This is a genomic window from Glutamicibacter sp. JC586 (assembly GCF_009805585.1).
Taxonomy (GTDB): domain Bacteria; phylum Actinomycetota; class Actinomycetes; order Actinomycetales; family Micrococcaceae; genus Glutamicibacter.
The window spans coordinates 31,397-55,653 of the sequence record NZ_VHIN01000009.1 but is presented as its reverse complement, the minus strand read 5'-3'; the positions used below and the strand labels follow the sequence as shown (position 1 = coordinate 55,653).

Below are 24,257 nucleotides of genomic sequence, written 5' to 3'. Positions count from 1 at the left end.
ACCGAAGACGCGCTAGGAGTTCACTGGGGGGACTCGAATGCTAAAACAAGATCATGGTTATCGCTGGGCCGTCACTGAATTGCGGCAGCGACAGAAGACCAATAAGGGAGCGCCGGCCTATTCGCGCTTCGTGAATCGGCCGATGGGCCGCCACCTGGCGGCTGTAGCCTATGCACTAGGGCTAACACCTAACGGGGTCACTTGGATCAGCGCGCTGTTCACAGCCGTGGGGTTGAGCGTTATCGCTCTGGCTAGTCCATCAATTATTTCGTCCGTCTTGACCGCCGCTGCGCTGATGATTGGCTACGCTTTGGACTCCGCGGATGGCCAACTTGCCCGATTGCGTGGTGGAGGCTCTACGGCTGGCGAGTGGCTGGATCATGTGGTTGACGCGTTTAAGACGGTGTCGCTTCATGTCGTCGTGCTTATCTGTTGGTACCGCTTTTATTCCATACAAGAAAGCTGGTATTTGGTACCGCTTGCCTTCGTCATCGTTGCCTGTTCGCTATTCTTCGCGATGATTCTCACCGATCAATTGCGGCGTCAACGAGCTGGAAAACAAGAACATTTTCTTCAGGGCCAAGGCTCTAGTTCTGCGCTTTATTCCTTGGCGGTGCTGCCAACAGATTACGGGCTGATGTGCGTACTGTTCTCCGTGCTCTGGTGGCAGCCAGTATTCATGACCGCCTATTCGCTCCTTTTGCTGGCTACTGCTGGTTTCCTCGTTCTAGCGCTCAACAAGTGGTATCGGGAGGTGAAGAGCTTTGGCTAAGCTACTAACCTATCGAAAACAGCACGAGGAGAGCCGGGGCACTACATTTTCTCCGGCGAATTCCATAGAGCAGGAGGCCTCAGGTATGGATCTGAGCGACTTTATCTTTGTACTCAAGACCCGCCTGTGGTGGATTATTGCCAGCACAATTGTTGGTGTGGCTGCTGCTGCCCTAATCACTTTTTCCATGACGCCTGTGTACACGGCAAAAGCTACGTTGTTTGTCAGCACCACTTCTAACGCAGACACAGCGTATGCTCGTGGGCAATTCGCGCTGCAACGTGTGGGATCTTATCCTCAACTTATTAACGAGCCGAAGCTAATCAATGAGGTCATTCGCGAGGTGGGAATCAACCGTAGCTTCCAAGAGGTCAAGGCAAACCTGACGGCTACCAACCCGACTGACACAGTACTGCTGACCGTCACAGCCAACGCCCCTAAAGCGTCGGAGGCTGCTGACATCGCGAATACGGCAGCCCGACTCTTGGCTGACTCGATTGGCAAGTTGGAAAATACGGATCCAAAAGCGCTAGCGGTCAAGGCTGACCTATCAGTTCCGGCCGCCGAGCCAGCTTTTGCCAGTGCTCCGCGAAAGAGTGTTAACTTGGCCCTCGGCCTGGTTTCGGGACTTAGCCTCGGTCTGCTCCTGGCCATGGTGCTGCACAAGCTCGATCCGAGAATTCTGCGAGGACGGGACGCCGAACGGCAGTTGAACCTGCGGGTCTTGGGCACGGTGAATCCCTTGCTCATAAATGAGCGCAGTAATCATGTATCCAGCTCTCGTCTCGGATACCGCCACCTGGTTTCCAACCTGTTGATGGCCAACGATGGCAGAATGCCACGACGCATCCTTGTGCTGAGCACTCGTACCGATACTGTTATCGACGGGCAAGAGCTGGCACAGACTCTTGCAGCGGCCGGTAAACGAGCAGTCGTTGTTCAGGCTGACGAATCGATGGCGCCGGTGGATACAGCTGGTGCCGAGCCAATTGGGCTAACTCAGGTTCTGGATGGTAGCAATGAACTCAACGATGCCGTTCTGCGCATCGATTCGGTGCCCATGGCGTACGTCCCAGCGGGGCCCAGACAAGAATCACTGCGCAAGTATGATGTGTTTTCACGGCTAGAAGCTGTCATGTCTTCTCTTGAAGCAGAGTTCGACGTGGCGATTTTTGTTGCGAGCCTCGATGGCTACCCTGTTGACGCCACAGCCATTGCGCTTCACAGTGACTGTGTGATGGTTGCATGCCGCGAACGCCGCACAACCTATCATCAGGTGCGTCGCTCGTTGGAGGAACTTAATGCCGTACGAATCGGAGCGACTGGGCTGCTGATCGTAAAGAAGCCTCACATCTTCCAGCGTAGACGCGGGCGGTAAGTATGCAACTGGTGATCAGTCCGCCGTGGGAGCCTCGCCTTCACCGTCGCGGACGCAGAACGCAACGCATCCCGCGTCAATGGCAGCTGACTCTCATGTGGATCCTGCTGGTCTTTAGCGTGGTTGCTTGGCGTCAAGGGGCATTGTTTACCGGCGGTGTAGACAGTGTCGTGATCCTCAAGGCACTCCTACAGTCCTCGATTCTCTGCTGGGTCGTCCTGCTCAACCTCTGGAGTAGTGAACGCCAGCTCGTAGGAGTCAGGAGCATCATGCTTGTGGCGCCGACGCTTGCGTTGAGTATTGTTGGGGCGCTCGCCGAAGGCAATCTGATGGCTTCAGCAATTATCGCCATCCGCATGACCATGCTCGCGACAACGATTTTGTTGATCATGCGGATTTTTCCCGCCGAACAAGTGGTGAGTAGCTTGTGCATTGGCATGGCTACGGTCGGGATGGTCAGTGCGATCAGTGGGTTGGCGCTTGGCGGCGCAGCCGGGCGGCTTTCCGGCGGTATCCCTCCATTGAGCCCCAATGAGATTGCGCTGCTCTCAGGATTTCCGGCTCTCGTGTTGTTCCACCAGGCTCTGCGTGCACAGGTGCGCTGGTGGCACATTGTCGCGCTCGGGGTCCTGAGCGGAATTCTCCTGCTTTCCGAGTCACGAACTGCCCTTTTCGCCGCGGCAGTAGCCGCGGTGATGATGCTTTTGATGTTACGCAAACTACCTGTACAAACGATTGTTGCTGGGCTGATCACGCTACCGATCGCGTCCTATCTGATTTTTGCAACGTCAATTATTCAACACATGATGGCCCGAGAAGATAGTGCCTCGGTCATGACCCTGAATTCTCGAACCATCAGTTGGTCCGTGGTGCTGAACCTACCGATTGATTCATGGCAACGGTGGATCGGTGCAGGAATGAGTCAGAAGACCATTGCCGTGCAAGGTCAGTACTGGGATGAACAAGTTTTTGACTCATCGTGGATCTCCCTCTTGGCTCAGACTGGGATTATTGGTACTGCGCTGATAGGCATCTGGGTTATTGCAACAATCCATTCGGCGATAACAAGCAAGAAGCTACGGAGTTTACTCTTGCCTCTCATTGCTTTCCTACTGATCCGCAGCGTTATGGAGAACGGACTGCTGGATGCAGGAGCGCTGTTCTTGTCCTTTCTGGTGATCGCATTGATGCTCGAACCGGTCAGTAAGTCAGAGGCATTTGATTGGGACAATTCTTCGTTGCTCAAGCAGCCCAACAGTGCACCAAGATTTTCATGATGTGGCAAAGCCCTGGGGTGGAAAACAGAATCTGTTTTCCACCCCAGGGCTTTGTTAGCGAGGTCGCAGACCTAGCGTGGGTAGTTTCCGATGCGCCGGCTACCTGCGGTTTGGCCGGTCAGAGTAGCAATATTGCTTGGCAAGGCAGTTGCAGAACCATGCCGGCTGGTGACAGCCGAATTCGGATCATTGCTATCGGTCAAGACCGCAGCGGCGGTTAACTCAAAGGAATTCTTGTCTTGGGCCTTGGCAGAGGTGAAAGCAGCCAAAGTGGTGTAGACCGAAGGATTACCCGCGCCACGTGACCACACCATTGACCACTGTGGATTGGTGGAAGAAGTTCGGTGGTAGGCATTTGAAGCGAGGGATATGTTCATTTGCTCTGCGTTGTAGGTGCCAGAGTAGTCTTCTACCGCAACAATCGCATTGCCACCGCCGGTATTCGACAGGACGTTGTTTTTGATCTGAATGTTCTTGTTGATCCACGTCATGGTGCTGTCCGGGAATGGCTGGCGTGGGTCGTGGCCAGGATCAGACTTGTTGGCAGCTCGCCGCGCATCTTGGACGATATTCAGTACTCGATTCTTGCCGCTGATCGTGTTGTTCCAGATGGAGACGTCGCTACTGTTGTTCAGCTTGATGCCGAACCCGGCGTTATTGACGATGCGGTTGTTGGCAATAACGGATTTGGCCGAGATTTCTAGTGAAAGACCATGTCCCGAATTGCCAATCATGTCATTGTTGACGATCTTCGAGTCGTACGCGGATTCATCGAGCCATAGGCCTGGACCGTAGTTGTTATTGAACGTGGAGTTTTTCACCGTGATGTCACGCGAACGGGCGATTTTGGCGCCACCCGAGACCGGTGAAGTGTTGAAACGCTCGATGTTATTGCCAGTGGCGGTCAACTTGTTGACGACCAAGCCATCGGCGTAGGTTGCATTCATGCCAAGCATGCCACTGCGCAATATCTTCACGTTGTAGACCGAGTTCTTCACTGCACTGATATTCAGCCCGGTTGTCGCAGAATCTTCAATGGTTAGATTCTCTAGTTTGATGCCCGGTTTCTCGGCCGTGACGGCACCCATGTCTGGGACGGATGGAGCGTACTTGCGTACGTTGATTCCGGAGACACTCGATTGATCGCCGCGGATACTCAGGGCCTTGACCAAAGTGCTGGCGCGTACCGATTTTCCGCTCGGGTTGGTTCCCAAGTACAGCTTGTCGTTGGTCCGGTCCACGTAGAAGGTTCCGGCCTTAAGCTGGGAGAGGGACGCTACTTGGATCTGGCGGGCTCCATCGATCCATACCTGGTCGGGGTGGGCGGCCATCGGGTAGGAAGGGTTGATGAAACCCCAGCCTTCCGCAGTGTTGTCTTTAGCTCCACGGGTATAGGTAGGGCTGGTGTCAAAATCGTAGTTCCAGCCTGACTTCACCCAAGCTGCCCCCGAAGCGGTGAACCCAGTGACGGCGCTTGAACCGTCCAACCAAACGGTTTCACCGGAGTACTGGCGTAGATGCACGGTTTTGCCGGAAGGAATAGTTACGGATTCGTGGTAGCTACCACCGCGCACGACGATGGTTTGTCCATTAGTTGCTTTGGCGATGGCTTTGGAAATGGTCTTCAACGGAGCCGAAGCGGTACCTGTCGATGCGTCGCTACCAGTGGGTGAGACGTAAAGTGCCGAAGAGGGGATAGCTGGAGCAGCATTTTCTTCTGGCATTGGCGCGATGGGTGCAACCGGTGCAGGACTTGGCAATGGAGGCGGGGTGAATTCGGAAGCCGTGGCTGAGCTCGCCACGAAGTTATCGAAGTGCAGCCCTGAGTTCGTGGTGGCGGAACTTGATAGGTACCCGCCGAGAACGAGGTTGCCCTGGGTTGCGATCCGTGTTGTTGAGGTGTCCTGTGCCTGAACCTGCCATGATGGTGCACTGGTTCCGGCAGCGTAGGCACGAGCTTTCAGCACAACGGTGGTGGTACCGGTGACCTGGAAATCTACGTGGTAGGCCATTCCCGGTTTGGCCGCCTGGCTGATGACCTTTGAGGCAAGAACGTTCTTGGTTCCGCTGACGGTGCGCGAGATTTCTACGGAGAGTCGGCCACTAGATTCAAGTCGGAGAGATGTGGTGTACTCACCGGTTGGGGAATGGCGGGCGCCAAACTGAGCGTAGGTGGATCCGGCGCTAGGCAATGAATCGAAGGAGACATCAACGCCGGATTGAACATCGGAGGCTTTGACTGCTGTGGCGGCGTATCGCTGCTTGCCAGGAACAAGCTTCATCAGACCCTGAGCGCCGTTCACTGAGAACGCATCACCGACGTTGGTTGAGTAGGCGGTGCCGTTGGAGGAAGTTCCCCAACCGCTGGTTACCTGACGATTCATTGAATCGGCAACAAAGGTGGTGGTTGCAGCTTCGGCGGTGACCGGCGCTAGGGTGCCGGCGAGTACCGCACACACTGCCGCTAGCGTATAGGTTGCTGTGCGGCGAGAGGGCGAGAATGGCCGTCTGGCTGTGGTGTGCTGGGACATGGTGGTATTAGGCGCAAGTTGCTGCAATGGATCCTCGGAGCATAGTCCGTGCTCCCCAGCAAAACAGACAGTCTCGGTCAAAAATAGAAGTCGATGATAGGGACGCGAACTCCCTGCACCATGATGACATGGTTCTAATTAGCTGTCCAACATGGTGTTCACCTCAATCACAAGTGTCTCCCATCCGACTTCAGAAAACGAATAAGTGAGATTCGAGTATTCAAGAAATTCTGATAGGTAGTAATTGCGTAAATAGCGTAGCGCTGCACTCGTGCTTCTTCCCAGAACGGAATCTAAGCTCGGTACCAGTACGTAGGAGTAGTCCAACGTAATACCGGGTGATGACACCGGAATTTCTCGTTGAGTCTATGGGGGACGCAATGCAACATACGGATAGGCCGAATTCGCGCGCCAAATTGAAAATCGCGCTGATTGGCACTAGGGGAGTTCCGGCACGGTATGGCGGATTTGAAACCGCGATAGAAGAAGTGGGACGTCGCTTGGCAGAAGAAGGCCATGATGTCACCGTCTATTGCCGTGGGGTAGCCAAGGAAGAGCGCCGGAAGGCATACCTTGGCATGAGATTGGTGCATTTGCCAGCCATGCGCCGGCGAAGCTTGGAAACCCTTAGCCATACGGCTTTGTCGGTGTTGCATGCAGCAGTCCGTCGTCCCGATGTGGCAATTGTCTTTAACGCTGCCAATGCTCCGATGCTTCCAATCCTCGGACTGGCCGGTATTCCCTTCGCCACACACGTGGATGGACTGGAATGGAAGCGCTCAAAGTGGGGGCCGACCGGTCAGCGATACTACCTGATCTGTGAACGGCTAGCGGTCTGGTGGAGCAGCGAACTTATCGCCGATGCCAAGGGGATCGCTGATTACTACGCGAGCAAGTTCGGACGGGCGACACGACTCATAACTTACGGGGCACCACAACTCGAATCGGCAAAGGCAACTCGCCTTGCTGAATTGGGATTAGAGTCCAAAAAGTACCATTTGATTGTCGCACGGTTTGAACCAGAAAACCACGTTGACATGATCGTGCAAGGCTACGGACAGTCGAACGCGCAATTGCCACTGGTGGTGGTTGGCTCTGCTCCGTACGCGGAGCAGTACACCCAGGAAGTTCGAGGCGTAGCCAATGAGAATGTCGTCTTCCTGGGGGGAGTTTGGGACCAGGAACTACTCGACGAATTGTATGCTCACGCGTTGGCTTACTGGCATGGACATTCGGTCGGAGGAACTAATCCATCGTTGCTCCGCGCACTAGGCGCAGGCACCGCAATCAATGCCTTCGACGTGAATTTTAACCGGGAAGTCGCCTTGGACGCCGGCGAATACTTTGGCACTGCCGATGCTGCGGCTACCCTCTTTGACCGTACCGAAGCAGATATTGCATCGGTGATGGGTCGAGGCAACAAGGCCCAGGAACGCTCCAAAGCATACAACTGGGCAGATGTGGCCGACGCTTATGGTCAACTCTGCCAAGATCTGGTTCAACGCCGCAAGATGAAGGACCTACAAGTCGGCGTTGAATCATCGCAAGAGCGGCGTGTACGCGCTTCATAACTAGTAGGAAGCCTGTATACACCACCACCGTTCGGCTATGGGGATGGCCGGATTTCACTCGCAAACGAATCGCTAGCGATTCTCAAAACACATGGGGAACAACATGATCATCGGGTACGCTGCGGGCGCCTTTGACCTTTTTCACGTCGGGCACCTGAACATTCTGAGACAAGCTAAAAGCAGGTGCGATCACCTGATTGCAGGTGTCGTCAGTGACGACAGACTCTTAGAAACCAAAGGGCGACGCCCAATAATTTCGGAAGATGAGAGGCTCGAAATAGTCTCTTCCATCAACTTCGTTGACCAAGCGGTTCTGGAGTATCACTCAAGCCGACTGAAAACGTGGCAAGAAGTTGGATTTGATGTGTTCTTCAAAGGTGATGATTGGAAGAACACCCCTAAGGGGATAGAGCTGGAGAAGCAATTCAAAACTGTCGGGGTCAAGGTTGAATACTTCCCTTACACAATGCACACCTCTAGCACCAAGCTCAGGATTGCTCTCGCGCAATTATCAGCACCTTCGGACCAGGCCCGCCAGGCCTAATCGAGAATCCAGGCACAAAATGAATCGGTCGCAAGCGACAAAGACACTACTGACGGTCTTTGTTGGACTGGCTATGGTTTCCTGCACAGGAAATCCAGGAACACAAACTACGCAGGCCGAAGCCATCGTTCCAGTGGTCCAGAGCAACATTGCTCCGGAAGATCAGCCGCTTTCTGATCCCGCCGAATCAGCAGTCGCGCAGGAGGCTGAGAGCTCAGCCAGTGCGAACAGTGACGGCCAAGTAAAGCCCGCAGAACAGGCATCAAAGTCGTCGGAGTCCACGCTTCGGAAGAAGACTGCATGGAAGAAAACGAAAAATGGGCGATCCGTCGCAGCAGATGCTCAAGCCGGCGATGATGATCCCGCCATCGCTGATGAAGTCAATCTTGACCAAGCCGTAGATGCCGGTCCACAAACCCAAATGCGCATCTCACAGATCAAGAGCACCACTTCTGAAGCACAAGGAATCGGAGAAATCGCCGGGCCGGCCACACTGGTCGAAATTCGACTAAACAACAAATCGGATAGTGAGTTGGATCTGAGCGTGGCTCAGCTGCGTCTTTTCTACGGAAAACAAAAGGAGCCTGCGTCATTGTTGACCGATGATCGTAGTGCCCCACTGCCTCTGGAAATCAAGGCTGGAGACAGCATCACGGCAACTTACCTCTTCGCTGCGCCGAAAAAGAACAACAAGAAAGTACTCGTGGAATTTGAGACTGGGGCAACCGAAGAAATTCAGCAACTCAAAGGTGAGGTGTCGCGATGACCAGGACCCCAGTCCGAGGACTTCGCCACCGAAGCCTGTCGATCCTTTCGGTATTCGCTCTGGCTGTTGCCGCAACTGTCATGGGAACTCCGGCAGCGAGCGCCGACTCATCGCCTAGCGTTCCAACCGATCCGTTGACCTCGCCGACGGTCACTGCAGATGCCTTGCCGACAGTTCAAATAGACGGTGTGGTATGGAAACAAGTAGTGATCGGTAACACGGTTTATGCCGGTGGTAGCTTCAACACTGCCCGCCCTGCCGGTGCAGCTGCCGGTACCGAAACCGTCGAACGCCAAAATCTCTTGGCCTACGACATCCGCACTGGGGATTTGATCACTGGCTTCGCTCCGGCTTTCAACGCGCAAGTATTGTCGCTCGCGGCGTCCCCAGATGGCAGCCGGCTTTATGTCGGGGGAGACTTCACGACACTCGACGGAGAAGCGGCGACCAGAATGGTGGCTCTTGACCCGAGTACAGGAGAAAGGATCGCGAATTTCGACCCGCAGCCTTCCAACTCGGTACGAGCCATTGTCGCCACCAATAGCACAGTCTATTTAGGCGGTTCATTCTTCAGGTTAGGTACTGCGTGGAGGGAAGAAGTCGCAGCGCTGCGTGCCAATGATGGGGCACTGCTTGCATTCCGCCCAGTGGTTGGCGGCGGACAAGTTGACTCGCTAGCGCTGTCTCCGGACGGTACCAAATTGGCCATGGGCGGAAAATTCCAGCAGGTGAATTCAACTGCTGAGAATGCCAATGGTTTGGCGATAGTTGACACCACAACGAGTCAAAAATATGCCTATCCAGCAGCGTCCTACATTCGCAATGGAGGAAGCACCGGATCAATCACCTCCATCGCTTCAGATTCCGACACGTTCTACGCCAGTGGCTACACCTACGGGCGCGAGAGCACCCTGGAAGGGGTAGTGGCCATCAAGTGGGAGGATCTCGAAACGCGTTGGGTGGAGGACTGTCACGGTGACACCTATTCGGTGCATTCTGCGGGAGACAACATCTACGTCGCCGGCCATCCACACTATTGCGGAAACGTTGAAGGATTCGCTCAAGAACCTGATTGGGCCTACAACCGCGCGATCTCCTTCAGCAAGGCAATCGCTGGAAGGATTAGTCGCGAAATTCATGGCTACACAAACTACGAGGGACTGCCACATCCGCAGCTACAGACGTGGTTCCCGTCCATCAGTGCTGGTACTTACACTGGCCAAGGTCAGGGTCCTTGGAACGTCACTGGCAACAATGACTACATTGTCTATGGTGGTGAATTCCAACGAGTCAATTTCAAGGACCAGCAAGGTCTGGTGCGCTTCGCCACCAAAAACAACGCGCCGAATTTGCGCGGACCGTCACCTACCGGAACTGATTTTGTCCCAACTCTCACGTCGACAACCGCGGGTGAAGTAAGGATTCGTTGGCAGACGGCTTCCGACATGGATAATAGGACGCTGACTTACAAAGTCATCCGTGACGGAGCGATCAATGACCCAATCCACACGGCGACAGCTGACTCAACTTTTTGGGCGCGCAAGGGCATGTCCTATGTTGACAAGGATGTGGAGCCAGGAAGCACTCACACCTACCGAATCATCGTGGTGGACCCGACGAATCGAGATGCGCGTAGCACTACGGAAAGCATTCAAGTCGCGGATGCTACTGTTGCTGACACTGCCTACGAAAAGGTCATTAAAGCAGACCGGCCAAAAACCTATTGGCCAATTGGATCAGTAGATTCAGGGACGGTCGTTGATGCCGTCGGAAGCGAAGACCTAGTGCTTTCTGGAAACTCGAGTATCAGTACCACCAATGCAATTACGGGTGGCAACGGGAAGAGCCTGAATCTAGGCAACGGTACTGCTGCAGATGCTGTCCGTTGGAAACGGCCACAAGAGTTCTCGACGGAGCTGTGGTTCAAAGCCAGCTCGACGCAGCGTGGACGGTTGATTGGCTATGGCAACGGACTTGGCGTCAACTCGACTGACCACGACCGGGTAACGTACCTTAACTCCTCGGGACGGCTGTCCTTTGGTGTGACCGAACGCGGTACCAAAAGGGTCATTACCTCTTCGTCCACTTACACAGACAACAAGTGGCACCACGTAGTTTCTAGCTTGGGCGCTGGAGGTATGAGGCTCTATGTTGATGGTGAGCAAGTCTCCTCACGATCCAGCACAACGTCTGCGCTGGAGCTCGATGGTTTCTGGAGGCTGGGCAAGGATAGCGTCAGCGGCTGGAGCTCAGCTCCAAGCAGCGGTTTCGCAGGGCTCCTTGACGAGGTCGCCATTTATGACACTCAACTCAGTGCTGAAAAGGTCTTGAATCACTATCAATCAGGAACAGGCAAACCAGCCAATGTTAGCCCTACGGCTGCATTCAGTCACGAGGTAGATGGTTTAAAGGTCACCGTCGATGCATCCGGGTCGTCGGATCCTGATGGTTCCATCGCTAGTTATGCGTGGGATTTTGGTGATGGTCAAACATCAACCGAGGCTACCGCGAACCACACCTTTGCTGACCCAGGAACCTATCTGATCAAGCTGACCGTGACTGATTCAGCCGGGGCTACGGACTCAACGTCCAAGTCCGTGGTAATCCCGCCTCCACCGGCACCGAATCAGGCTCCGACGGCAGATTTTGATATTTCAAATATTCAAGGTCTCAAGGTCACCGTTGATGCCGAAAAGAGTTCAGATCCCGATGGGGATGAACTTACTTACCGGTGGTCGTTTGGGAACGGCAGCGATTGGATCGACGGCACCAACGACCAAGAATTCACGTACACCGAACCCGGCGAGTACACCATCACCGTGGAAGTCAGCGACCCGGCTGGACTCACCGATACTAAGGCCCACTCGGTCACTGTATCGATCCCGCAGGGTCCAGTCGCAGCGGATGCATTTGACCGAACCGTGACTGGCAACTGGGGGGCCGCAGACGTGGGAGGTACTTGGACCAGGACGAGTAGTTCAGCAACGGCCAACGTCGCTGGGGGAGCAGGACAGCTCATAGGACCAAACGCCGGTTCGGGGCCAGGTATCTATTTGCCTTCCACCGATTCCACGAGCACCGTTGCTACGGTTGCTACCCGACTGGATAAGAAGCCGACAGGTGGTGGCACATATGTTTCGTTCTCGCCGAGGTACTTGAATAGTGCAAATCAGTACTACCTGAAGAGCCAGTTTCTGGCTACAGGAGATGTACGGATTCAACTAGTTCGTGCCATAGCCGGATCAGAAACAGTGCTGGTGACGAAAAACTTGGCGGGCTTTGGTTATCAAGCCGGAAGTGAAGTCAAACTCAAGTTCTCTGTCACCGGAACGAATCCCACCCAACTATCCGCCAAGGTGTGGGACGCTGCCTCGGTAGAGCCGGAGGAATGGCAAGTCAATGCCAGCGACGCTGCATCTGAACTACAAGTGGCAGGGGGAGTTGGTTTGAGGCTGTACCTCTCAGGTTCAACCGCCAATGCTCCAGTCACCGCTGAGTTCGATAACCTATCCGTTATCGGTCAGTAACGACCGAGCGATTTCATGCCCGCCATGCCCTTATGTATGGCGGGCATGAATTTAAAGGAGCAGCAGTGAAGACTGTGGATCCGCATGCGGCGCGATTGAGCCGGCGGACATTTCTAGCGATGGCTGGAGCGTCTCTGATTATGGTGAACTGCTCTGATCAGATGCAGCTGGAAGAACTCCGTCCCATGCCCATGAGCGCCGGGGAACTACTAGCAAGCGATCACTTCTACATTGCACATAGAGGTTCAGGGGATAACTGGACAGAACACACGCTGCATGCCTATCGGCAAGCCATCGCTCACGGCGCACGTGCAATCGAAATCTATGTACATCGAACTCGCGACGGATACTTCGTTTGTCATCACGACTCGAACCTTCAACGGCCTTGCGGAGTCTCCCAGGAGATCAGCGATATCAGCTGGGAGCAACTGCAAAAGGTACGTAATGACGCACGAGCTTGGCTTGGTCCGAGCACACCTTTAGAACTGATCCCATCACTGACCGAAGCCCTAAGCGTTGTGGGCGGGAAGGCTGTCTTATTTATTGAAGACAAGAGTGGTAAGCATGCCACGGATCTAATCGAACTGTTAGAAGGCTCATCTGCCCCCGATGATCCAATTGTGTGGAAGCAACCAGCAATGGCCTCGACCCACACCGTGGCGTCTCAAGCTGGTTTCAAAACATGGGGGTATTTCGCTCCGGAGGTATTCGCGGACATTGAGCCGTTGGCAACTGCTTTTGATGCCATTGGCATATACGACTCTGCGGACCCTAAGACCATCAGCCGTGCGGTGTCTACTGGCTTGCCCGTCATTTGCTGGAAGGTGCACACCAGAAGTCAGCGCGACACGCTGCTGGAACAAGGCGTCCAGGTCATGATGTGTTCAAATTATCCCTACGTCACGAGTGCTATCGATTCTTTGGACATGGTCACTGATGAGTTTGAATCGGGGTGCAGGACCGATGGTGACTTGCCTGATGTCCTGACATGGCGTTCTCAGCCAGAATTTATCCCCGCCGAAGGTATCCTCAGACTTTCGGATCAGCACAAAGCCAGCTATGTCGTAGGATCGATGGCGCGAGCAATGGCAGGGGATGGAGAGTGACATTTGCATTTCGTTGGCCAACGCGTGGACTGCAGAATCAGGTGGCGGGGTAGCCATTGGATTGCATACTGATGGTCCGTATCGCGCTTTCGAGAGCTCACAAAGCGATGGGTACCATTTGCAGTTCGAAACGAATGGCGAGATATCCCTCTGGCGTGCAGACGGAACGAGTCCTCAGCAACTATCTCGGTCACAATGGATTCCACCGGCCGCTGGCGAGTGGAGCGAGGTGGAACTTACCTCGACTTCGAGTGAACTGAGAATCAGACTGGATCAATCAATCATGGTTACTCTGATTCCTGAAGAACTTCACGTTGGGTACATGAATCTATTGACCCTCATTCCCGCGAGCTATGCGGTGGACTTTAAGCGTATCCGTGTAGAGCGGGCGTAGTCGCTCTAGGGCGCAGTCGAGTGACTGATTGACGCGGCTGGTCGGTCGACCATTGTCTTGAGGACCGAATCGATTTTCTCTCCAAATTTTTCAGGGTCGTGTAGTCGGTGAGCCTGAGTGGCTGACCTAATGGCTGCCGAACTGTAGGCAGGCCACTCATTGATGATGATTTCGATTGCCTCTGCTAGTTCTTCTGGCTCTCCAGGGGTCACTGAAATGGCGCTGGCATATGGCGTGACCGCCTCTTTGAGACCGCCGATGCTTGAGACGATAACCGGACAGTTCGCCAGCACTCCTTCAACGGCCGTATTGCCGAAGGACTCCTCAGCTAGCGAAGGGACGATGGAAATATCAGCTTCCGCATAGTAAGACCAGACTTCTGGCTGGAAGCCATGGCGTTTTACTTGATCAGGGCGGGGGAGAGAACCGATGCGTTCATTGAGTTCTCTTTCGAATGCTTCGTATCCAGCGAATATCGACCCGACTAACGAGAGTTCTAGATTGATGTCACGACGCTGCAAAATTTCAACCGCGTTGAGGAGAACCATTAGACCCTTGCGCTCAGATAGGCGCCCTACATAAAGCAGCTTCACTGGACCGGATAGCTCCGGGCGTGGTGGCGTAGGATTGGCAGGCCCACCGACACCGTTAAAGATGATTTTGCTTTTCTTCTTTGCCCAAGGGATGTACTCACAGTACGATTCAGTGGTCCAACGGCTATTAGTGATGATCCGACGTGCCAAGGTCCCAGGCAGAGATAGTGCTAACCGCATTGGGGCCGGCGCCTGTCGTTCAGACTCGTGTACGTGCAACGCGACTTTGTGCCCGGTAACCGATGCGAGGGTAACCCACAGGGGGATGGTAATGGTATTCACCAAGACGGCCGACGGTTTGACGTCTCTGAGAAGTGAGTGGGTCTGACGTGCGCCTCCCAGACAGTCTTTGGCGAAGCCTAAAGCCCCTCTAGGCGTAAAAATGGATTTTCTCAGCACCGGCGTTGTGCATAAGGTGACCTTTGCTCCGGCATCCTTGAGAGCCTCGACGAGCGGTCCATCGCTTGGAAGAGCGACCGTCACAGCCCACCCTCCGCGTAGAAGTCCTTTGACGTCTTCAAGGAGCATTCGGTCTGATCCGTACAGTTCAGAGCCTGAATGCGCCACCACGACTGTGCGATTGCTCGTCATATTCCCCATCAAATGATCATCCCATTGGGAAAGACTTGACGACAGTAGAAAACGATAGTGTGCGCCAATACAAGTAAAAGTAGAGGGTAGGTTGCCTCTGCGACTACTCAATGGGGCGGCAATTGCTCGGTTCAATGTGAAGCCAGCGAGGCTGGGTGCGTGCCTGTTCTTCTTGCAGGTGACTCAGAGCATCATTAGCGCCCCGAAGGTCCGGCCCGTCGGGCGACATTGATGGGCTAGCCCATCGATGAAATTGGCGAAGTGAATATTCGGTTTGTCGCGGGTGAACAAACGGTAAATAAACGATAGAATTTAGGTTATCATTTTCCAAAATTGAAACCATGAATGGCTGACAACTTATTGGTACGATAATGTGGATTTGATATGAATTCTGAATCCAAAGACCACATGGTGCAAGAAGCGAAGGATTTTTCCGCTTCCGACACAGCGATCGTGATTGTTACCTACAACCGATCGCATCTGCTTGATGGTCTTCTTGCGAGCATTAACACGATGGTTCCAGCGCCCGGACACGTGGTTATCGTTGACAACGACTCCGCCGATGACACCCATGAAGTAGTCGCCAAGTACCGCGAAGTGTTAGCGCCCGAGGTGATCTATGAAAAGCTTCCTACCAATACCGGAGGATCAGGTGGGTTCCACCACGGTGTGAAGAAGGCCTATGAGCTAGGTGTCTCATGGATTTGGATGATGGATGATGACGTTGAAGTCATCCCGGATGCTCTGGGTCGGCTTGGTAAGTGGGCTTCGCGGTTCAAAGTCATTCAAGGACGTCGGTACGACTACGATGGCAGCGAGTTCTACTGGCAGTACCGGATCTCTGACAGGCTGGCGATTCCGATTCCGTTTGCTCCAAGCGACTTTGATATCACTGGATATCGTGAGATGAACTCGGGATGTTTCGAAGGAATGTTCATTCATCGCGACGTTGTTCGCCATATCGGGTTGCCGGACCCGCGTTTCTTCATTTATTGGGATGACCAATTGTACGGCTGGCTGGCTTCGCGAATCACCACCGCGGTCATCGTCAACGAGTTTGTCCTCAAACGCACTCGCGATATTCAGCAGTTGGATCTGGGGATCCGCCACTTTAACGCTTCAAGCAATGGCTATCGGTACTACATCATGCGCAACCGAGCGATTTTGAAACAGTACTATCGCGCCCATGGGCTACTTCATCCCGTTCACTTTGGCCTCGGAACAGCCCTTACATTCGCGAAGGAAATTCTTCGCCTCGTACTGGTGGAAAGAACTGTCCGTGGTACGTCCAATCTCTTCAGGGGTTTACGCGACGGTCGGAAAATTGAAGTGGATAAAGCTTGGAAACCAATGGCGCCCCTGCATGCAGCTGGCGTGAGAGCTCGTTAGCCTGAAGCTGGGGCCGGCGATCTAACTAAGAACAACGGCACAATGAAAGACACCCGCGTTACATCGATGACGGTGGTGGTTGCACACTTTCCAGTGAGTATCACGACTGTTTTGTCCTCTATGTCGTTGTCAGTTCAGTGCGCGTAGCTACGCAAGAATGTCCAGTTACCAACGAATAGTGTGCTGTTTCCTCCAACTTGAGCGCTGTAGCGGTTCTCGTCGGTAGAAATAGTGAAAGATGGGCCGTGCCCGTTGCTCAGCAACGGGCACGGCACATCAATTTCTTTGCTTCGTCTTAGACGGAGGCTTTCACTTGCTCCGCAATCTTGGAGATCTGGTTGTCCCACATTGACAGGGCCGAACCGATAGCCATGTGCATGTCTAGGTACTGGTAGGTACCAAGACGTCCACCGAAGAACACATTCTCTTCTTGCTTGGCTAGCTCGCGGTATGCCAGAAGGCCGCTGCGGTCTTCAGGGGTATTCACCGGGTAGTACGGCTCATCGTCCTTGGTCGCGAAGCGAGAGAATTCACGCATGATCACGGTCTTGTCCGTGGGGTAGCTGTCTTTGCGTTCCGGGTGGAAGTGCTTGAACTCGTGAATGCGCGTGAAGTTGACGTCCGCATCCGGGTAATTCATCACCGGTGTGCCCTGGTAGTCCCCGACGTTGACAACTTCTTCCTCAAAATCAAGGGTTCGCCACGAGAGCTCACCTTCGCTGTAGTTGAAGTAGCGGTCGATAGGTCCGGTGTAGACAATCGGAATTCGACCTGCTAGGTCATCCTTATTGAACGGCTGGGTGGAGTCGAAGAAGTCAGTGTTCAAATGAACCGTGATATTCGGGTGGTCAGCCATGCGTTCAATCCACGCGGTGTAACCATCAACCGGCAGGCCCTCATACTTGTCGTTGAAGTAGCGGTTGTCGTAGTTGTAGCGCACTGGCAGGCGGCTGACGATGTCACCGGAAAGCTTCTCTGGGGACGTTTGCCACTGCTTTGCCGTGTAGTGAGCGAAGAACGCCTCGAACAGCGGGCGACCAACGAGGGCGATGCCCTTTTCGTAGAAATTCTTTGCCGTGTCAACGTCAAATTCGCCGGCTTGTTCCCTGACGAGCGAACGTGCTTCGTCTGGGGTGTAAGCCGCGTTAAAGAATTGGTTGATGGTGTGCAGGTTTACCGGTAGTGCAAAGGTCTGCTTGTTGTGCGTCGAGTATACGCGGTGTACGTAGTTGGTGAAGCTAGTGAAACGGTTGACGTACTCCCATACCCGTTCGTTCGAGGTGTGGAATAAGTGGGCACCGTATCGGTGTACTTCGATGCCTGTTTCTGGCTCTGGCTCACTGTAGGCGTTGCCACCGATGTGTGAACGACGGTCAATGACTGTGACTTTCAGGCCGGCCTGCGCTGCACGTTCTGCAATGGTGAGACCGAAGAAACCTGATCCGACAACTAACAAATCTGTATCCATATTTGTCATTTATTCATCGCCTAGTGAAGAGTCACCGTATTGAAGGTTAACGCAAGGTGTACTTAATTTAAACAAATACGTGAACGCCCGAAAATCTAACGTCACGGAATTGATTTATTGCTAATGTGGGTTTTCGCGGCCAACGGACTGTCCGTTTCGGATCGCTCTAGTAGATGACTTCACGCTGTCAGTAGCGTCCGAAACAGCAGGATGTTCGATATGGCGACCTACTAGTTCACGCACGATGAGTAAGACAAGGAATGAGGAATTTTCCCTTGGTAGATCCGAAGAGCAAGTTTGATGTGGCGGTCCTCGGCTGGTGGTACGGCAAGAATTACGGATCAATTCTGACCTACTACGGTCTGAACCGTGCCATCGAAAGTCTGGGGCATTCAGTACTCATGGTGCATGAACCACTTGGATACAACGGTTTCCGCGTTCGCTGGCCAAAAGACATCCTGTCAATGGAGTTCGCCCGCCGCACCGGCTACGAGTACACGGATCAGTTGCATTTCAAAAACCTCGGGCAGCTCAACAACCTCGCCCAAACCTTTGTCGTCGGTAGCGACCAGTTGTGGAACCCACTAATCGGTCGCGTCAACGATGACCTCTTCCTTGACTTCGTTGCTCCGGAACGAAACCGAGTGGCCTACGGCACCTCCTTCGGAAACAGGGGAACCGACAAGTTCAAGCCGGACTTCGTGGAAAAGCACTCGCAGAACCTCCAGAAGTTCAAAGCCATCTCCGTTCGAGAGAACTATGCCGTCAATACGGCGAAAGACATTTTTGGTGTCAAGGCGGATCTTGTTGTTGATCCGGTGTTCCTCCTGGAAAAGGAGCACTACAACGAACTGGCCTCCAAGGCCACTATCTCGCCTGAAGGTCAGTACATGGCAGTGTTCTTCTTGGACCCAACACCAGAGAAGAAATCAACCGCGCTGGCCATCCTAGAAAAGACCGGTCTGGAGAAGATCCTGGTGATCTGTAATCCAGATGAAGGACGCGAGGCTGCTGAGGAAATCTGGGCAGATGAACCACGCGCTGAAATCATTGCCTCCGACGCACCAGAAAACTTCCTACGTGGCTACAAAGATTCAAGCTACGTAGTGACCGATAGCTTCCATGGAACCGCCTTCTCTGTGATCTTTGAAAAGCCGTTCTCATCTATCTACAACAACATGCGCGGGGCAGACCGGTTCAAGAACCTACTGTCCTCCCTGGGATTCGGCGACACTCGTCGAGTGTACGAGAGTGACACCCAAGAGTCTGTAAACGCCAACGCAAACGTCACGACGGACATCGATTTCACTAAGGCCCGCGACTACATCACCACTGGGCGCAAGAATTCTCTTCAATGGCTCAAGGCGGCCCTAGATCCTAGCGTCAAGTCAACGGCTGCACTGGATAACGGCAAGGCAGTTGCTGCCGCGGAGTCAGCCAGCAAAGGCCAGACTCTAGATCTGGACTTCGCAGCCAACAGTGACGTTTGGTCGATCGACAAGGGCGCCGAGGGCGTGACGTTGAGCGTTGGTAAGGACAAAGAACTTCGTGGAAAGCATGTCTGGACCAACCTGCCAGAGCCACTGACTCCCGGTGCAAAAAAGCGAATCAAGATTCAGTGGGCCCCTACCACGCAGACCAAGAACATCAACGTTCACCTGCGCAACCCAGACTCGGGATCATTCCGAGTGATCGGCAAGGCTGAAGTAGCAGCGAACGCCGGCAATGTACGCACCGACGAATTCGAGTTCTCCGTAGCCGAGCCTGGCCTAAGCCAGATCATGCTCGGAGCCCTGCACTTCACCGGCCCTGAGGCAGGCGTGCAGGTCCACGAAATCTCGATCGCGGATGCTAAAGCCACGGCGACTGCCAACGCCGCGGCGCAGAAGTCCTCGGAAGACATTGTTGAGGGATTCTCGAAGCAGGCCCGTCGCTTGGCTAACCACGACGTAGAACAGCAGGTACGCTCCTTCACTCGCGGTCGTTCGGCAGACTCAGTTACCGGGATCCGGGCACGCATGTTCTTCCATGCGCACGCCATTGAAAAGGGACTGACGCACAGCAACTTCCGTCCCGGTTTTGGACGCGTCGCCATTCCAGGTTTGGCCAAAGAAATGAACGCGTGGCTCTCACGCGGGCTGGGGACCGATGACACCATCGTTCAAAGCTCCGCATCGGTCATGAAGGCCTACTTTGCCCGAAACGAGGAGACAAATACGGACGTGTCGCACTTCCGTAATCTCTTCTCAGCCCAAGCGCTTGAGGTCATTGCAAACGGACAGCTGGGGGAGGGCGGCGCATTCCCTGCATCGCAGGAGCGTGAAGTTCCGGTCGAAACTCCTAATGATGAGCGGGCCTTCATGGACGTCGTTTACGGACGGCGTAGCGTCCGAGAATTCACCGACACCCCGGTAGACGACTCAGCGATTGCAACGGCTGTACAGATTGCCATGCAGTCTCCATCGGTCTGCAGCCGTCAGGGAGCCAGGGTCCACCAGTTTGATGATCCAGAAATCATCAAGCAGCTACTTGAAGTACAAGGTGGATTCTTTGGATTCAACGCCCCGCCACGACTGCTCTTGGTCACTGCAGATCTTGATGCATTCCTTTTCGCTCCGGAACGTAACCAACCATTTGTTGATGGCGGGTTGTTCATGATGTCGCTGTTGCTTGGCTTGACCCAGATGGAATTGGGGTCTTGCCTGCTCAATACGGCGATGGGCGTCGAGAAGGAACAGAAGATCCGCAACATCGTTGATCTTCCGGAAAATGAAGTCTTCATCGCCTTCGTGGCAGTCGGAAACTATGACCAGGACGTGTTGGTTCCACGCTCTAAGCGCGTGGAGGCAGACAGCATCCTGAAGCGACACGGCTAATCATCATCTAACTGGTAAGGAAAGCGATAAAAGTATGACGGCGCCAGCAACATCAGATCTGGAACAGACCGAAGAACAAAGCGTTGGTGAATCAGCCACGGCCTATCCTGTACAGCCTGGGATTTGGCTGCAGTCGGGAATATCAACCGAACAGGAAGCCCACTTCCACGTCTTCGGACCGGTAGGCATTTCACTGAGCCGCGGTGTGGCTGAATTTGCTCCCGGCGGACTTCTTTCCACCGGCACGTACTACAACGTATTCAACTACGGCAAGTGGAAGCGAGTTTGTGGCAACCTGCCACTGGAGCTCCAGCTCCAGGGTAGCGGCCGTTTCCAGCTGACGGTTTTCCAGGCGGACCGTCATCAGTCATGGCACAAGATTGTCAGTGAAATTGTTAACCTTGATGGTTTGCACCGCCATCCTGTTGTCATTGATGAAGAGACACCGGAAGAAACGGTGCTGTTCTTTGACCTGATGGCGTTGGAAGATGGCGAGCTAGAGGACTTCGCTTGGGCTACTACCGCTGAACCTATTCGTACCCCAGACCTTATGCTCTCGGTGACCACGTTCAAGCGTGAGGCCGAAGTTGAGGACACTATCAAGCGATTCCGTGAGTTCCTTGCTGATTCGGAACTCAATGAACACGTTCGGATGACGGTAGTGGATAACGGCAATTCGCTCAACGTTGAAGATGGTGACGGCGTTGAGATTATTCCCAACGAAAACCTTGGTGGCGCCGGCGGCTTTACTCGTGGTCTGCTACGCGCACGGGAAATTGGTGCAACGCACTGCCTGTTTATGGATGATGATGCTTCCATCCAAATGGAAGCACTGTCCCGCACCTGGTGGTTGCTCGCCTACGCTCAGGATCCAAAGACTGCCGTTGCTGGTTCTATGATCAACGCCTCGCACCGATGGCAGCTGTGGGAGAACGGCGCTGAATTCGATTTGGGATGCAAGCCGAGGTATCACGGCCTGGATCTTCGCAACCGTGATGAAGTATTCCGGATGGAATACGAAACTACGCTGCCGGCTCCTGAAGATCTGTACGCAGGTTGGTGGTTCTTCGCCTTCCCAGTTGACCAGGTTCAGCACTTGCCGTTCCCGTTCTTCGTGCGAGGCGACGATGTGAGCTTCTCGTTGGTCAATGACTTTGACATCGTCTCACTGCCAGGCGTCGCATCCGTTCAGGAGAATTTCACTGACAAGGCCTCGCCAATGACGTGGTACCTGGACTTCAGAAGTCACCTCGTTCACCATTTGTCACTACCGGAGAAGCAGCGGTCTTGGCTAGAGTTGCAGCAGATGGTCTTGAGTTTCTACAAGCGCAATGTCATGCGATTCCACTACGACACACTGTCGGCTATCAACCTCGCGTTTGAAGACGTGCTTAGAGGACCGAAATTCTTTGACAAGAATGCGGACATGGCACGGCGTCGCGCAGATCTCAAGGCCCTTACTCGTGAGGAAGCATGGAAGCCAGTTGTTGAGCGGCCGGTAGAGCGACACAGCGAGAAGCCACGTAAAGTGCGGGCACTGCTACTAGCCACACTCAATGGTCATCTGTTGCCGTTGGGCAAGGACTCGGACTCGGAACTGACCTTGTCCTCGCCTTTTAGGGATGACTTCCACAAGGTCTATGGAGCCAAGCAGGTCACGTATCTCAATGGTGACCAGTCGAAGGCATACGTAGTACGCCGCAACCAAAAGAGGTTCTGGCGCGAAACTCTTCGCCTAGTACGGAATACTCTGCGATTGCGCTCAACCTATGAAGAGAATGTTCGTCTGTGGCGTGATGGCTATGGTGAGCTGACCAGCGAGTCCTATTGGGAGTCGAAGCTTAATCTCTCAACGATTCGCGGTGAGGGGTGACGACAGCCGGCTGCTCGGTACGTCAGAATTATTGACGGAAACCGGACGAATTGTCGACGAGATGATGGTCGATTGACAGCCGTCTCGTCGGTATTTCTGCTAAAATGCTAACGCGGAAGCAACGAACGACTAGGTGAAGTAGCTCTTCAGGATTGATAGCGTAACGACATAAACCCAACACACTGGATCCGGGGCAATTCGCAAATACACGAAAAGTCGAGGCTTTCCAGAAGAGTGGGAGGACCACGCTACCCATCTCAGAAGACTTTGACTGCGCACCATTCGGTCAATACCCCAGCGAATCTCTCGACTTTCAGCGGCTGCAACGGTGTGGGATTCACCGCTATCGGTCAGTACTTCAGAGCAGCGGAAGCCGAGATTCTCTGTCTCGTCACCACCCTTGATCCTTGGTGCGATGCTGCGGCCAAGAGGGGCACTCCCTCCATGCCGCGACCCATCGTCCTAGCCTTCGAGCACCGCCGGTTCCGATGCCAAAACTGCCAGCGCGCATGACGTGAAGACCTCCAGTAAGCAGTGGGGCCGCGGCAGGAGATCAGCTGCACCGGTCCGCATTGGGCTTCGATCGGCCTGGGTTGCCAGTACGAGTCCGTATTGCGGATGGCCGAGTGAGTGGGTGTCACATGGAATAGCGCTTACGAGGCTGTGTTGACCGAAGGTCAACGCCTGCCATTTGATGACCCCGCCCGCTTTGGTAGCGTCTATCTAATAGGTATGGACGATCATGAATGGCGGCATACCAAATGTGGAGACAAATACGTGACTGTCATAATGGGCCACACCGCTGTGCGCGATGTCACTGGTACCGTGCGACTGCCGGACATGATCTCTGGAAGATCCAAAGCCGCAATCAAAAGCTGGTTTTGTGAACAAGATAAACGAAGATAGCTAGGCAGTGAAGTGGCGGGAATGGACAGTTTCACCGGCTTCGAAACATCTGCCGTTGAAGTGCTGACCGAGCGCTGCAGGTCCTCGACCCGTTCCATGCTGACAAATTGGGTTCTGTAGCTCTGGATACCCTAAGGCGATGGGTTAGCATGTGCAATACGTTCGGCGCGGTAGCAAGGAAGATCCTTCCCATCATTGTCGCAGCACTTTGACCACGGGGATGAGTTAGAGTACCGAAAAGCAGAAAACCACCCTGAGAACTTGCCCAAGGTACCGGAGCGTGAACTGGCTCAGTTAGCGCGGAGTGTGCATCAGCAGATGGTGGATGCCTACCGGCAGCACACGACTGAGATCGGACCGTGAAAGTCGGAACAGCTAATCAGCGAGATCGGTACTTATGTGCCGAAGGGTTTTATCGGCCGCAAGCTCTGCGGTACCCCGCGCCGGACGAAGACGGACATCCTCGCGCATTTTGAAAATGCTAGCTGATCCAATGAACATATCGAGGCTTTGAACGACCGGTTGGAGCATTTACGGGGTATCGCGCGTGCGTTCAGGAATTTGGTTCACTATATCGCACGGTCGTTACTGGCGAACGGTGGGTGTCGACCGCATTTACACCTTTAAGCCAGGACAAGCGGTAAAGCACCCGTGAGAAAACAAAGAGAAGCAGAATATCCTGCGAAACATCGAGA

The 24,257-nt window shown here is 54.0% G+C and carries 14 protein-coding genes and 1 pseudogene; 12 read left to right on the top strand and 3 right to left on the bottom strand.

The features are described 5' to 3' along the window. The first annotated feature begins 37 nt into the window (after positions 1 to 37). The 3 genes from FJV47_RS06745 (at position 38) to FJV47_RS06735 (ending at position 3,427) form a co-directional block, all read left to right on the top strand. On the top strand, positions 38 to 772 hold the full coding sequence (locus FJV47_RS06745; protein ID WP_159611325.1) for a CDP-alcohol phosphatidyltransferase family protein: 735 nt from the start codon (positions 38 to 40) through the stop codon (positions 770 to 772). Positions 773 to 857: 85 nt separating this feature from the next. Further along, entirely contained in the window at positions 858 to 2,150 is a 1,293-nt protein-coding gene (locus FJV47_RS06740) for a Wzz/FepE/Etk N-terminal domain-containing protein (protein WP_159611323.1), read from the top strand. An 11-nt stretch (positions 2,151 to 2,161) separates the two neighbouring features. Beyond that, the gene (locus FJV47_RS06735) at positions 2,162 to 3,427 is read left to right on the top strand and encodes an O-antigen ligase family protein (RefSeq protein WP_159611321.1); all 1,266 of its coding nucleotides are present in this window, start codon (positions 2,162 to 2,164) and stop codon (positions 3,425 to 3,427) included. Between the two features lie 71 nt (positions 3,428 to 3,498). On the opposite strand, the gene FJV47_RS06730 is transcribed toward FJV47_RS06735, so the two are convergent. Beyond that, the gene (locus tag FJV47_RS06730; protein WP_159611319.1) at positions 3,499 to 5,958 is read right to left on the bottom strand and encodes a right-handed parallel beta-helix repeat-containing protein; all 2,460 of its coding nucleotides are present in this window, start codon (positions 5,956 to 5,958) and stop codon (positions 3,499 to 3,501) included. 380 nt (positions 5,959 to 6,338) lie between these two features. On the opposite strand from FJV47_RS06730, the gene FJV47_RS06725 reads away from it, so the two are divergent. The 5 genes from FJV47_RS06725 to FJV47_RS06705 all read left to right on the top strand — a co-directional run bounded on the left by FJV47_RS06725 (position 6,339) and on the right by FJV47_RS06705 (position 13,472). After that, the gene (locus tag FJV47_RS06725) at positions 6,339 to 7,529 is read left to right on the top strand and encodes a glycosyltransferase (protein WP_159611317.1); all 1,191 of its coding nucleotides are present in this window, start codon (positions 6,339 to 6,341) and stop codon (positions 7,527 to 7,529) included. Positions 7,530 to 7,620: 91 nt separating this feature from the next. Further along, entirely contained in the window at positions 7,621 to 8,073 is a 453-nt protein-coding gene (locus tag FJV47_RS06720; protein ID WP_235026384.1) for an adenylyltransferase/cytidyltransferase family protein, read from the top strand. A 19-nt stretch (positions 8,074 to 8,092) separates the two neighbouring features. Continuing rightward, the gene (locus FJV47_RS06715) at positions 8,093 to 8,839 is read left to right on the top strand and encodes a hypothetical protein (RefSeq protein WP_159611315.1); all 747 of its coding nucleotides are present in this window, start codon (positions 8,093 to 8,095) and stop codon (positions 8,837 to 8,839) included. Next, complete coding sequence (locus FJV47_RS06710) at positions 8,836 to 12,366, top strand: PKD domain-containing protein (RefSeq protein ID WP_159611313.1); 3,531 nt, start codon at positions 8,836 to 8,838, stop codon at positions 12,364 to 12,366. Before FJV47_RS06715 ends, FJV47_RS06710 begins: the two co-directional genes overlap by 4 nt. A 65-nt stretch (positions 12,367 to 12,431) precedes the next feature. Next, the gene (locus FJV47_RS06705; protein ID WP_159611311.1) at positions 12,432 to 13,472 is read left to right on the top strand and encodes a glycerophosphodiester phosphodiesterase; all 1,041 of its coding nucleotides are present in this window, start codon (positions 12,432 to 12,434) and stop codon (positions 13,470 to 13,472) included. Between the two features lie 399 nt (positions 13,473 to 13,871). On the opposite strand, the gene FJV47_RS06700 is transcribed toward FJV47_RS06705, so the two are convergent. Next, on the bottom strand, positions 13,872 to 15,050 hold the full coding sequence (locus FJV47_RS06700) for a glycosyltransferase (protein ID WP_159611309.1): 1,179 nt from the start codon (positions 15,048 to 15,050) through the stop codon (positions 13,872 to 13,874). A gap of 384 nt (positions 15,051 to 15,434) precedes the next feature. On the opposite strand from FJV47_RS06700, the gene FJV47_RS06695 reads away from it, so the two are divergent. Next, positions 15,435 to 16,439, top strand: coding sequence for a glycosyltransferase (locus FJV47_RS06695; protein ID WP_370514971.1), 1,005 nt, complete (start codon positions 15,435 to 15,437; stop codon positions 16,437 to 16,439). A gap of 295 nt (positions 16,440 to 16,734) precedes the next feature. On the opposite strand, the gene glf is transcribed toward FJV47_RS06695, so the two are convergent. After that, positions 16,735 to 17,907: a UDP-galactopyranose mutase gene (gene glf / locus FJV47_RS06690; protein WP_159611769.1), complete on the bottom strand. Its 1,173-nt coding sequence runs from the start codon at positions 17,905 to 17,907 to the stop codon at positions 16,735 to 16,737. 260 nt (positions 17,908 to 18,167) lie between these two features. On the opposite strand from glf, the gene FJV47_RS06685 reads away from it, so the two are divergent. The 3 genes and pseudogenes from FJV47_RS06685 (at position 18,168) to FJV47_RS06675 (ending at position 24,189) form a co-directional block, all read left to right on the top strand. Then, positions 18,168 to 20,783: a polysaccharide pyruvyl transferase family protein gene (locus FJV47_RS06685; RefSeq protein WP_159611307.1), complete on the top strand. Its 2,616-nt coding sequence runs from the start codon at positions 18,168 to 18,170 to the stop codon at positions 20,781 to 20,783. Positions 20,784 to 20,817: 34 nt separating this feature from the next. Next, a complete protein-coding gene (locus tag FJV47_RS06680) occupies positions 20,818 to 22,656 on the top strand; it encodes a glycosyltransferase (RefSeq protein WP_159611305.1) in 1,839 nt (612 codons plus the stop codon). A gap of 267 nt (positions 22,657 to 22,923) precedes the next feature. Then, positions 22,924 to 24,189: pseudogene (locus FJV47_RS06675) on the top strand (transposase). Positions 24,190 to 24,257 lie beyond the last annotated feature (68 nt).